The sequence below is a fragment of the Brasilonema bromeliae SPC951 genome (genome assembly GCF_012912135.1).
GTDB lineage: Bacteria > Cyanobacteriota > Cyanobacteriia > Cyanobacteriales > Nostocaceae > Brasilonema > Brasilonema bromeliae.
Genome location: NZ_QMEB01000200.1, coordinates 1 through 12,722 on the forward strand (window position 1 = coordinate 1; position 12,722 = coordinate 12,722).

The 12,722-nt window shown below is 42.6% G+C and carries 11 protein-coding genes; 4 read left to right on the forward strand and 7 right to left on the reverse strand.

All coding sequences use genetic code 11. The annotated features are described in order from the left end of the window. The first annotated feature begins 76 nt into the window (after positions 1-76). Positions 77-607 carry an RNA-guided endonuclease InsQ/TnpB family protein gene (locus DP116_RS30420; protein ID WP_369333955.1) on the forward strand — a complete coding sequence of 177 codons (531 nt, stop codon included), beginning with the start codon at positions 77-79 and terminating at the stop codon, positions 605-607. Positions 608-704: 97 nt separating this feature from the next. Here the strand turns inward: DP116_RS30420 and DP116_RS21390 are convergent, their stop codons facing one another. The 6 genes from DP116_RS21390 to DP116_RS21415 form a co-directional block, all read right to left on the reverse strand. Further along, entirely contained in the window at positions 705-1,190 is a 486-nt protein-coding gene (locus DP116_RS21390) for a hypothetical protein (protein ID WP_169157089.1), read from the reverse strand. 217 nt (positions 1,191-1,407) lie between these two features. After that, on the reverse strand, positions 1,408-2,247 hold the full coding sequence (locus DP116_RS21395) for a helix-turn-helix transcriptional regulator (RefSeq protein ID WP_169157090.1): 840 nt from the start codon (positions 2,245-2,247) through the stop codon (positions 1,408-1,410). A gap of 122 nt (positions 2,248-2,369) precedes the next feature. Further along, entirely contained in the window at positions 2,370-3,200 is an 831-nt protein-coding gene (locus tag DP116_RS21400; protein ID WP_169157091.1) for an energy-coupling factor ABC transporter ATP-binding protein, read from the reverse strand. Next, on the reverse strand, positions 3,175-3,987 hold the full coding sequence (gene cbiQ / locus DP116_RS21405) for a cobalt ECF transporter T component CbiQ (RefSeq protein ID WP_169157092.1): 813 nt from the start codon (positions 3,985-3,987) through the stop codon (positions 3,175-3,177). The genes DP116_RS21400 and cbiQ overlap by 26 nt, the downstream gene beginning before the upstream one ends. After that, positions 3,971-4,285, reverse strand: coding sequence for an energy-coupling factor ABC transporter substrate-binding protein (locus DP116_RS21410; protein WP_169157093.1), 315 nt, complete (start codon positions 4,283-4,285; stop codon positions 3,971-3,973). Before DP116_RS21410 ends, cbiQ begins: the two co-directional genes overlap by 17 nt. Then, positions 4,272-5,012, reverse strand: a complete 741-nt coding sequence (locus DP116_RS21415) for an energy-coupling factor ABC transporter permease (protein ID WP_339381517.1) — start codon at positions 5,010-5,012, stop codon at positions 4,272-4,274. Before DP116_RS21415 ends, DP116_RS21410 begins: the two co-directional genes overlap by 14 nt. A 524-nt stretch (positions 5,013-5,536) precedes the next feature. Between DP116_RS21415 and DP116_RS21420 the strand changes: the two genes are divergently transcribed. Continuing rightward, entirely contained in the window at positions 5,537-6,547 is a 1,011-nt protein-coding gene (locus DP116_RS21420; protein ID WP_169157094.1) for a multicopper oxidase domain-containing protein, read from the forward strand. A gap of 344 nt (positions 6,548-6,891) precedes the next feature. Next, positions 6,892-7,392 (forward strand): transposase family protein, encoded by a 501-nt coding sequence (locus DP116_RS21425; protein ID WP_048870110.1) that lies wholly within the window; start codon positions 6,892-6,894, stop codon positions 7,390-7,392. A 1,346-nt stretch (positions 7,393-8,738) separates the two neighbouring features. Here the strand turns inward: DP116_RS21425 and DP116_RS29595 are convergent. Beyond that, positions 8,739-11,609: a putative PEP-binding protein gene (locus DP116_RS29595; RefSeq protein ID WP_339381516.1), complete on the reverse strand. Its 2,871-nt coding sequence runs from the start codon at positions 11,607-11,609 to the stop codon at positions 8,739-8,741. Between the two features lie 605 nt (positions 11,610-12,214). Between DP116_RS29595 and DP116_RS21440 the strand changes: the two genes are divergently transcribed. Then, on the forward strand, positions 12,215-12,664 hold the full coding sequence (locus DP116_RS21440) for an MgtC/SapB family protein (RefSeq protein ID WP_169157095.1): 450 nt from the start codon (positions 12,215-12,217) through the stop codon (positions 12,662-12,664). Positions 12,665-12,722: the final 58 nt, after the last annotated feature.

The following is a 12,722-nucleotide window of genomic DNA, read 5'->3' on the forward strand; positions in this document are numbered from 1 at the left end:
CGTCCGGTTCTAACGGAGAGGTGCGCTGGATAATACCAGCCATCGACTCCACCAGACTAGCAATCGGCAAGAAGGCATCAGGGCGTCAAATAAAGCAAAGCAATACTTTGAACAAGTTGCAAAATCTCATGCTTACATCGCTAATGTACGACGTGATTTTCTTCAAAAAACAACAACGGATATTAGTCGGAAGTACTACCGCATAAGAATAGAGGATTTAAATATCTCTGGAATGATGAAGAATGAAAAGCTTTCAGAAGCAATTTCTACTCTAGGGTTATACGAATTCCGTCGGATGCTCACTTATAAGGAAGCTTTCTATGGCACGAAAGTCGAGCTTGTTGACCGATGGATTCCTAGTTCTAAAACCTGCTCTAAATGCGGTAGTGTTCAGTCCATGACTTTGTCAGAAAGAGTTTATATATGCGGGGCAGGATGTGGGCATAAAATGTGCCGTGATTTAAACGCAGCAATAAACCTAAATAACGCTCCCAACCATAAAATACGTGCGGCAAGCGCGAAATTAACGCCTACGGACAGGTTAGGAGCCGACTCCCCTGGAAGAAGTAGGAAGCAAACTCCAAAAAGTTCAGGTTATGCGATTTGAACGTTTTGCGTAGATTTTGTATTGCACTGAAGCTAGATAGCGCCAATCTCCGAGGGAGAATTCTTTTGCGCGATACGCACAAGCTAAAGCCTCCGGCTTATTGCTTCTGGCGAGCACTCTGTGCCATCGCGATTGGCGACTTTGCCTGTCCGGTTAACCAATAGCCCACTACAGCAATAGCAATCGAGATCGCAGCAAGCACCACATTTGGATAAATCGTGATTCCACCTAACTCAGGTTCACGAATATTGCCGAGAACCGGATCATTGAGAAACCCGTAGGACGTTCCAGGCCAAAACCCGGCAGCAATTAGCCCAATCCAGAAAGCGGAACCGAGAAATGCAGCAAGACCCATTGAAAACCGATCACTTGTCGGACGCACCTTCAAAATCGCTAAGGCTGCACTTCCCAACGAGACAGCTGCAAAAAATGACATAGCACAATGTAGTTTTGCGTGAGGTAGCCAAGCGGGGTTGTTCATATGACCATTTGCGAGCAAAACTGCATCAACTCCGATCGGAATGATGATAGTTGAAAGTGCAGCAGCGACAAGCAGAGGTTTAGCGAGTTGTTCTGGATGCATGTTAGTATCTTCCCATTCAAGAGTCAGGCGAAGGAAACGAGTTGAATTTTACCTGAGCTGTAGAACTCACAACAGAGATGGTACAATTCGTTATCGGATCAAAGATAGGCGTTTCTTGCGGGATTTACATGATGATTTAGGTCATTCTTGCCATCGTGGTTTGGATAGCAGAGTTCTAGATTGCAAAATTAACTTTATTACTGAGGTGTTGTGATGACTATTTTCTCAGAAACATTCCCGGTGTGACTCCGAAATATTTCTTGAAGTGCTTTGCAAAGCGACTTTGATCCGTACAGCCAACGAGCAGAGCAATTTCAGCGATCGCATATTTCCTTTGTTGCAATAGTTTTTTAGCTTTTTCCATTCGTTGCTGAAGCACGTATTGATAGGGTGCTACACCCATTGACTGCTTAAATAATCGGCAAAAATGATATTGACTGATGCCGGAAATTTCTGCTAGTTCTGCTAGATGAAGCGGTCGATCTAAATAGCTATGGATGTAGTCCACCACTTGCTGGAGTCGATTGTTAGGCAAACTTTCATCGTGCAGCTTTTTCGGCGCAAACGCACAGTATTGTCGCAGCAAGTGAATGATAAACACCTGTGTCAGCGATTCGACATAAAGTTGCCCACCCAGACAGCCTGTGTCAAATTCTGTTTGAAACAGACGAGCGATCGCTGAAATTTGTGGATCGTGGGCACTTACTGTACTAAGCAACTCAACGTTGTTCGCATCCAATCCATCAATTTCCTCTGCCATTCGACGCACAAAGAGTGGATCAATCACAAACATCAGCGATTCATCAGTACTATCCCATGCCCAAAGCCCCGACACCTCAGCAGGGCAAATCCAGAAATCTCCTTTGGCTTGAGGTTTTTCAGATTCTTGTTTGCCGATGCGAGTTAGTTTTTGTTGATTCCCATCGCTTAACAGAAAACAAAGTAGATGATAATTGTATCCGGGGAACTCAAGCTCGTTCGGTGCTGAGATATGTCGATCAATGGTTAACCCAAATAATTGAATAGTGCGGCGCTCAAGATACCGTGTTTCCTTCATACAAACCTAATGGGTAGATTAACACGCGCTAGATGCTCTGGATAGAATATCTTTTATTGTGGGTGCGAGAATTGGGTACAGCATCTAATATATGAATGTTTGATCAACGCCTATCTACTTAACTAAAAATAACGAAATAAATTCAATATCCGTTGTCGCAACCGTTCCAAAACAGGTCCTTCTTCGGCAACTCCATCTGCAAATAACATTTCATATATCAATGGCACTCCTAACTGTAACTCTTCTAAAATTTCGCGTTGAGTAAACACATCCTGCGGCTTTCCTTCCAAAATGAGTCTTCCTCTATCCATAACTAATATCCAATCTGCCCAGCGATAAACTAAATCAAGATCATGGGTTGCCATCAAGATTGTTGTCCCAGATGCATGAATTTTTCTCAAGGTTGCCATCAAGTTACGCGTATGTAATCTATCCAGATAAGCCGTGGGTTCATCTAGCAATAAGAGTTCTGGTCGTAGCACCATCACATCTGCTATTGAAACTCGCTTTTTTTGTCCTAAACTGAGATGATGTACTGGTCTTTGAGCAAGTTCAGTTAACCCAAATTCTACTAAAGCTTGCTCGACACGCTGTTGAATTTCTGCTTCTGGTAACCCCAAATTACACAAACCGTAAGAAATATCTTCTTCAACAGTAGAGGCTACCAGTTGTTGTTCTGGATCTTGAAAAATTAACCCGACTTTTTGGCGTAAATTCGTCAGGTAGTCACGATTATATTGCAGTGGCTTACCCTGCCATGAGATAGTTCCTTTGTCAGGCTTGTATAGACCATTAGCTAACAAAAATAATGTGCTTTTACCACATCCGTTTTGACCAATTAATGCACATCTTTTACGAGCAGGAATTCGTACACTCAGACCATTCAGAGCCGACTGTTGTGCACCTGGGTAAGTATAATGTACCTGCTCAAATTCGAGTAACCATTCCTGCATGCTGCCAAAATTCCAATGCTATTAAGACTACACAGCCAACAATTGCTTCTATAGCATAGCGCTTGGATTTTTGATAGCGATGGGGATGCCAAACCCGCAGTTCTCCATTAAAACCCCGTGCTGCTAAACTTAAGGAGACTTGACGATAATTTTCTATTGTTCGCTTTAGTAATTGTCCAATCAACAGTGCTAAACTTTTCATTCCCGTGCGAAAAGTACGATAGCCACCACGAGATTGTTGAGCAGTCCATAACTCAGCAGTAGTATTGAGAAGGACAAAAATAAAGCGGTACATCAGCAATAAAAGCTCAGTTATCAGTACTGGAACTCCTATACGACGTAGTGTTTGCAAAAGTTCGGAAAAGGGGATAGTTAGCATGACAAAGTATAGGCAGGATAAAGAAGCGATCGCTCGCGTTAAAATAGTCAATCCCTGCTCAATACCTTTGTGACTGAGATATATATAATAAGAGCCAAAAGTCAAACCACCGAGTGAATCCTTTGGCACTAAATGTATGTGAGAAAGGTCTACTCCATTGATAACTAAAGCTGGTAAACTAGTTAACCAGAAGAGAGTAGCAACATAAACTAATTTTAGATAAGTTTTAGCAGGAATTCCTGCATACATCACTGTCCAAAAACTTATCCACACAGCAATCAAGATTTGAATGAAAGGATGAGCAAAGGCAGTGATAACTAGCAGGATAGTGGCAAATATCAATTTCTGCTCTGGTGCTAACCATCGCAACCGATTCGTATAAGCAAGCGTATCAATCTGAATGTTCATGATTACTGTTTCGCTGTTCAGAGCGCCCTTTGTACAAACCAATCAAAAACCCAAGTGTTCCTGCACCTAAAGCAGCCTGAGACGCAAATAAAAAGGTTTGCACTTCACAACTAGGCACATTCATCAGTGGTTTAAACCAAGGTTGATATCCGGGTTGTATTTCAGTAACAGCTTTGGCGGCTCTGTCATCTGCACCTGCAAATTCAGCGTTACGGGCAAAGATGAATGGTGCAGCTGCCAAAATCACAACTCCTCCAAGTAGCAGCCAGTTACTTAATCCTTTTTTAGATTGATTCATTGGTTTGAGGCTCCCGTTTGATTAATTTCAATAGTTCCAATTCTTGAGGAGTGTAAGATTGTAGCCAGTTCCATACCAGTACAGTCAGTAACCCTTCACTAATAGCTAAGGGTACTTGAGTCACTGCAAAAATTCCGGCAAACTTGACAAATGAGGCAACAAATCCTCCCGCTGGTGCAGGAAAAGCAAGAGCGAGTTGGATAGATGTAATAACGTATGTCAGTAAATCTGCTAAGGCTGCTGCTAGAAAGATAGCTATTTTTTGTTTACCACTTAGCCGCATCATTAGATGATATATCCAGTAAGCGGCAAATGGTCCGGCGATCGCCATTGAAAAAGCATTAGCCCCCAGTGTTGTCAAGCCCCCGTGAGCTAGTAACAGCGCTTGAAACAGCAAAACTAAACTACCCAGTACCGACATCGCTAAAGGTCCAAATAGCACTGCTCCTAACCCTGTTCCTGTAGGATGAGCGCAACTTCCTGATACTGAAGGCATTTTCAATGCTGACAGTACAAAAGTAAACGCTCCTGCCAATGCTAGAAGTAATTTTAGTTCAGGATTGGCTTTGGTGATGCGAGTGAGCGATCGCAATCCCAAAATAAAAAACGGTAATGCCACAATCCACCAAAAAACTGCCCAGCCAGGTGGTAAAAAACCTTCCATAATGTGCATAGCGTAGGCTGGTTTCGGTAAGCACACAATCAAGTAAAAACTGACCACTGCCATCAAGATGAGATTCACTAACCTTACTTTGGCTTTTGACTTGGGAATAGTTTTCAACATAAACAGTACTTGCAGATGCTAAAGCTTTTAGTATAAATCGCTCTGGCTCTTGACTCAAGAAATATCTTTGTCGGCAAAGGTTCCCGCTTTTTAGTTCCGTTTGAGAAGGTGTTGAATAGTAAAAAGTCTTGGCTACCGTCTTGTATTGAGCTACTAGGAAATATATGTTATACGTATCCTCAATACTTGTAAGTTTAAACACAATTATACTTATCTGACTACGGTGTACAATCACGAAAAAATTAAAATTTTTTCACAAGACTTTTCAAGGTTATACGAGCAAATTTGCAACATTTAGATAATGTATCCAGTTTTTTGAGAACTTACCTCATTTATCTTGATAATTATTACTTGTCAGACTGAAGAAATATTGACAATAATTTTTGACTGTTTTACTATTTTTTGAGGAAACAATTGAAAAAAATTAGCAATTTTCTTCCATTTTGCCGCTAGCCATTTCTAAAATCATGCCTAACAATTCTGTTTTAGAGCAAGAAAAACTATTGAGTCGCCGTAATCTGTTGAAGCTGGGCTTAGCAGGTACTGGTGTGGCTAGTGTAGCTTTATGGCAAATACTTAATTCCCGAAGTCAATCACGGGTAAAAGTGCCACCTCTGGCGACACAGACAACTTCTGATTTAGCTACCCCCTCGAAGATGGTACGAGAATTTGAGTATGGTACGCTGAAGCGAGAAAATGGACGTGTGATTCGAGAATTTCGATTAACTGCTGGTACTTCCCCAATTCGGCTCAATAGTGCTGTTTCTTTCAACATTTGGGATTTAAATGGTCGCATACCGGGACCAACACTCCGGGCAAAACAGGGCGATCGCGTGCGGGTGTTGTTCTTCAACCAGGCAGGACATTCCCACTCTCTACATTTTCATGGCGTTCACCCCTCAGAGATGGATGGCATTCGTCCAGTTCGCCACGGTACAGCAACTATCTATGAATTTGACGCGGAACCCTATGGTGTTCATTTGTACCATTGTCACATTCAACCAGTCACTCGTCATGTTGCCAAGGGGCTATATGGAATGTTTATCATTGATCCCCCCACTCCACGTCCCCCAGCAGATGAGATAGTCCTGATTATGGGTGGGTATGATGTGAACGATGATAACCGTAATGAATATTACGCCTTCAATGGTCTGCCCAACTACTACAAGGATAATCCGATCCGCATTTACCAAAATCAGTTGATTCGACTTTACCTGCTTAACATCATTGAATTCGACCCAGCAGTAACGTTTCACCTACACGCCAACTTTTTTAAGGTTTATCCTACGGGAATGACTTTAAAACCGTCTCATGAAAGTGATGTGATCACAATGGGGACAGCCGAACGCCACATCTTGGAATTTGCCTTTCGCTATCCAGGTATGTATATGTTTCATCCACATCAGGATGCGATCGCAGAAAACGGCTGTATGGGTCATTTTGACGTGATCACCGAAAGTCAGGAAAAAATGACATAAATTCGGGAAGCGGTTGAATACTCCAAAGATCATTGATCATTATTTTTTATAGAAGAGAATTTTTGCCCTACTATGTGGTAAAACTTGTTTTAGTATGGCAACAAACATCTGAATAACAAAAAAAGATTCATACCTAAAATTTGCCAGGGGCGCATAAAACTAAGGGGTATGAATTGAATCGTGCATCTCCTACGAGGAGAAAAGCCTACTAGTTAATCATTGCTACTTATGCATCGCCAAAAAAATCCTGATTTGATTCTTGCTGTGCAATGACGAGGTCATGACAGAACCAATGAATCATATAATTCATGGTGCAAAATGTAACATCAAATGACTTTTTTCCGATGAACATACGTCTAACACATTTACTAAACTTACCTGGTGTAGCAGTAGAATCTTGTCATTCTTCTCAAGATTCAGTATCTTTTCAATTAAGGGTTTTAACCAAAGGTACATACTGCCCACATTGTCGTAACTACACAGAGGAATTACATCAAACTAGACCAATTCTAGTTAGAGATGTACCAGTAGACAGTAAAGAAGTTTACCTAAAGTTACCACGTCGTCAGTTTTATTGCAGAGTGTGTCAGCGATACATTACTGAACGATTGCAGTTTATCGATTGGCGAAGGAGGTACACACAAAGGTATGAGGAAAATATTTATACCCAAGTCAATCGTTTCAATATTGAGCAAATTAGCCAACAGCAACATCTTGGTGTTGAGCAAGTCAAGAACATTTTTAACCACATCAATCAAAAGCGAAAAAAACAGCATCTTGAACTCAGCGAAAAGAGGTATAGCTATGAGAAGTATGGAAAAAATAACAAAAAATTATCACCATAAAGTCAAAGAATAAGAGTATTATTTTTGTTGACTGTAGATTTTTTTTGTAAAAGTCTGTATGCTGAAAGAAGTGTCTTAAACATAGCGTTAAAGCATACACTTTAGAAAAGTTTCCCTAGATCATCCGGGCATCCTATTAATGACATAGCGGGAGATGACTTCCTAAATTACGGTTTTCCTCCCATCTAAATAGTTGTTTGTTGAACACTAACTGAGGATTTTTGATAGTGCTAGATTCACGTGTTGATTCAATTTTTGGAGAGTTCCCTCAACAACTGGATATTCTCAACGTTAGAGTCTATAGACTGAGTATGTTATCTGCTAGCATCTTTCTATTTTTGAGCTTATTTAACTTACAGCATTCTAGTCCTTGGCATTAGACATCTGGTGCAGATTCATTTGAAACCCTTGTAATAGGTGGGCTGAAATCTAATTAATACAGAGGTCTATGGATGGAAATAACTAGACAGTTAAAATCTGCACAAAGCTGATTTTATAGGCATTATAGCTTACCCTGCGGCAAAGGCTTTGCCCTACAGCATACCTGCTTTCTTGTACTAGCAACTTAGCATATATGCGTTACCGTGCATAATAGTTGCTGGCACTGCTAATATCATGTCAGATTAAAACAGTGAACACTGAACAGGCAACGCCAAGGTGAGCGTCAGCCGAACGGGAACAGTGAACAGTGAACAATGAACTGATAACTGATAACTGATAACTGGTAACTGATAACTGTTAAATAACCGTTCGCAGCCAGTAAAGGGAAGCAATCCCAAAGACGCAAGCAAATTGCGTTGTTTGACGGAGTTTGCCCGAGAGTTTAGCAAGAGTTTGCATATCTTTTGTGTTACTCCGAAGAAATACTCTTGAGGGAGTGAGTGGGGAAAGTGTTTCTTTCATTCGTAACGGGTTGCAATCGCTGCCCGTGACACTCAACGGCTGTTTGAAACAGCACCTGTTCATACCAAGTTGCAATTCTGGTGGTAGCATAAGTCAATTGCATTCAAAGCAGCGTGCCCTCTGGGCATACGAAACGAGGCGAGCGTAAGCTTCAGGAGAGTTTTCCGCGACGAGCGCTAACGCGTTCGCGCCCGATTTGTGCCGCAACCATACCCTAAAGGTGGAGCAAAGCAATGTGCTTAACCACAAACTATTACAGCAGAACGCAACTTAAGTATTAAGTAACGATTTCCAGCTTGTAGCTGAAAAAGCAACATACAGTATTCAATATTCAGTTTTTCCCAGTTGAATTGTTACCCCTTGCAATACCTTATAAGGTAGCGCAAGGGGTTTTTTTTGCTTAGTCACAACATCAGCAACACTTGAACGATAGTCTTGAAAGACTACTGCTGATTTAGTTGACGCCGCGCTGCTTCTAAAATGATCCTTTGTTCAGCACGGGCGATCGCCAAATATGTCCGTTCAACAGCTTCCGGTTCAACAGAAATAGAAGTGATGCCCCATTGCACCAATTGCTCAATAATTTCAGGATACAGCGCTGGCGCTTGACCGCAAATAGAACAAGGAATTCCTGCACTATTTGCCATTTGAATAAGTTGAGCAACAGCACCCATAACCACTGGATGACGTTCATCAAACATTTTTGCGAGTTGTCCTTGCTCTCTATCCACTCCCAAAAGCAGTTGAGTCAGATCATTAGTACCAATTGAAATTCCCTGTACACCTGCTTTCACATATTCTGGCAGTAAAAACAGCACGCTTGGCACTTCTGCCATAATCCACAATTGAAACTGTGGTACTTGGGTTAACCTTGCTTGCTCAACTTTTTGACGGCAAAAAGAAAACTCTTCCACTGTACGAACAAAAGGTAACAGTAAATGGATATTGCTGTATCCTGCGTTTTGTACAGCGGCTATTGCAGCCAGTTCTAACTCAAAAACTGCGGGATTTTTCACATAGCTGAAAGTTCCACGTTCCCCCAGCATTGATTGCGTGGAAGATTGTACATTATCATTCAAAGATAGCAGTTCATGAGAACGCCAATCCAAAGACCGATAAAAAACAGGTCTTGGTGCAAAAGCTTGGGCGAAGTGAATCATCTGCTCACGCCAACGCTCTAACAATTTGGTTCGGTGTCCTTCAAAGAGCCAAGTACTCGGGTGTTTCCCTTCGAGTATATTCAGAACCATCAGTTCTGAGCGCAATAATCCCACACCATCTACAGGTAAACTTTGCGCTTGTTCTATCACACTAGGCTGGCTCAAGTTAACCAACAGTTTTGTAGTGATCATCGGGAGACTCAGGCGTGATGGGGAGATGGAAGACGCGGAGAATAAATATGTCCCCTTGTCTACGGACACTTTCCTCAAGGGGAGCCAGCCTCGTGCTTTGGTGTCCTCTCCTAGTTCCCTTGTCTCCGTATCATCTTCCCCTTGTCGATGGACACTTTCCTCAACAGAAGCATCAGCTCCAGAAGAGTTTTCCGACAAAGGCGTCTGGGGTTGAAAAACTCCAGCATGGTGAGACAGCGCGAATGACGGTGAGGGGGTCGCAGTCTTGGCGGTTCCCGTCGATTGCGTTCGCGCAGCGTCTCCGAAGGAGTTACCCCCGAACCCGGAGGGCTTTCCCGACAGAGGCGACTGCGTTAGCGAAGCGTGACCGGAGGTCATACCCGAAGGGAAGTGTCCTCCCCTAGTCTCCTTCGCGCCTAATTCCGACTCCGTAGGAACCTCAAGTTCTTCTTCGCTCTTAATCCCTAACGCCAATCTGCTCAAGTCGGAAAGCTCGCCGGACGGAAGCTTCCGCCCGGCAGACTTTGCGGAAAACCCACCCGCGGGGCTGGTTCCTCCGTCGGAACCCCGAGTTCCCTTTGTCCCCGTGTCCTCTTCCCCTTGTCCTATTTCCCTAGCTTCTCTTGTGAGACGATAAACTTCCCCCTTGTCGCCATCAATCAGTAATTTTTCGCCAGTTTGAACGATTGCTGTGGCATCTGCTACGCTCACCACTGCTGGTATTCCCAATTCTCTCGCAAGGATAGCAGCATGACTTGTGATACCTCCTTTGTCAGTAATAATGCCAGCAGCTTGTTGCAGTAGCGGTAACCAATCAGGTGCGATTGTTGGTGTGACTAAAATGACTCCCTTGGGTAATTGTTCTGGTTTTTGTTGTGCATTCACAATAATATGAGCAGTTGCTGTCACACGTCCCGGTGATGCTCCTAATCCTTTGAGAGAGTGGAAATTATAAATTGCTAGAGGTGTACTCATTTGCGTTAGGTAAAGCGTACTCGTTGTCTCACAAGAGATAGTCCACTCAAAGGTAAAATTGACGCCAGTTTCTTTGACAATTTGACTTGCTAGTTGAATGAGTTGTTGCAGATATTCTTCTGGCAAAGCGTACTGTTTTTGTTGGTCTTCTTCCAACAGGTAAGCAACAAGACTTGAATCATTTGAGGCAAGCGCACCTGAAGCAGGCACGGTTTGCAAAGCAGCTACGGGCGCTTTATCATTAAGACGGTAAGCTACGATCTTATTGCCCAATTGCCGTTCTTTGACAGTACCAGTTTCCGGATGGATGTAGTAAACATCTGGCAAGACTTCACCTTGAGTCATTGCCACTCCTAATCCCCATGTTGCTAAAATTTCCCATTCAGAGGAGTTGGCATTGAGTAAGCCGCTGGCGATCGCATTTCTAAAAGGCTGTACCAAAACTCCCAAATTCATTTGTTGCAGGTCTATTCCTGCCCATTGCCAGTACAATAAACTTTTAGCACGAAACATCTGACTCCAGGTGCGCTTCAATGCCAGAGCAATAGCCTCTTCATCACATTCACATACCTGAGATTCTAGCAATCCAGATGTCTTAGTGGCCCCATGCTTTATGGTAGGCACGACAAAAGTTGGTCGAAAAATCAGATATGCTGATTTTAATTCTTTAGCTGCATTGACAATTTGACTAAGTAGGTGTTGTGGCAAATGAGCAGCACTCATCTCTTGGCGCAAGCGTCTAGCAACCTGCTGAAGTTGACGCCAATTTTTGACATCTAAGTGTAGCGAAGAATAAGGTAAGTCAGCGACTAACGCCTCCGAACTGTTAAGAGTTTCTAGAAATTCTCGCAAAACTTCTGCTGAAACGACAAAACCAGGCACTACAGGATAACCGCGCTGCATAATTCTGCTTAAATAAAATGCTTTGTCACCAACTTTGGCGCGGTCTTGTAGTTTAATTTGATCAAGCCAGTAGAGTTTATCCACTCAATTACTTTGTTATCTGTTGTCAGTAGCTACGATAATGGAATTACTGTAATCATATAAGTAGCGACGGCTTCACGAATAGTAAATATAGGAATCTGGTTTGATTTGGTGAGACCAGTGCTGCAGGAGGGTTTCCCGACAGAGGCATCTGGCGTTAGCCGTAAGGCGTGCGCTTTGCGCATACCCGAAGGGTGAAATTACTTGCGTAGGGAGGGAATAGGGAACACCCGAACACCCGAACAGGGAATAGGGAATAGGGAAGAAGGCTGTTTGAAGTGTACGAAGCTTCGCAAAAATCTTTGGAGGAGTCCTAATAGTCAGATCTCATCCACTGAAAAACTACCAAAATTAGGTTACAGCATTTGTCCAACATCTATGTTTATGACGCTGACTTAGCTTGTGGTTATGCGCTTAAAGTTTAAATAAGTCCGTTTACCTGAAAAAACCCAATATCTCTCGTTACAAGGTAGAAGACACAAGAGAAGAAAATTTTTTAACGATTTTTTATATTTTACGTTACATTATATGTGCCTATTAAGATAGTACCATTAAGTACACGAGTGATTGTATATTAATCTCCATCAAGAATTGATAAGGATTTTCCATTGCCTAGCATCTACTATCTTCCGGCTAATGATTGGTTGAACATCACTTTTAGGTTGTGCCTTGCTTTACTCGTTGGGGCAATAATTGGCATAGAACGCCAAATTAGACACAAACCAGCTGGTTTGCGAACTCATATGCTGGTGAGTTTTGGTGCAGCGCTGTTCACTCTCGTATCTTTGGTAACAGGTGCAGATAAACCAAATGGGGATGCTCTTTCGCGAGTGATTCAAGGTATTGCTGCTGGTGTAGGATTTCTTGGTGGAGGAGAAATTTTACGGGAATCTTCCCAAGAATCAGCGCGAACTGAAATTAAGGGACTCACTTCAGCAGCAGCTATTTGGGTTTGCGCTGGTTTGGGAATTGCTGCTGGATGTGGTTTGTGGCAGTTAGGATTAATTGCGGCTTTGTTGTCTTTGTTAGTTTTAAATGTTTTTAAACGATTTGAATAAAAAAAAGGGAACAGGGAACAGGGAACAGGGAACAGGGAACAGGGAACAGGGAACAGGG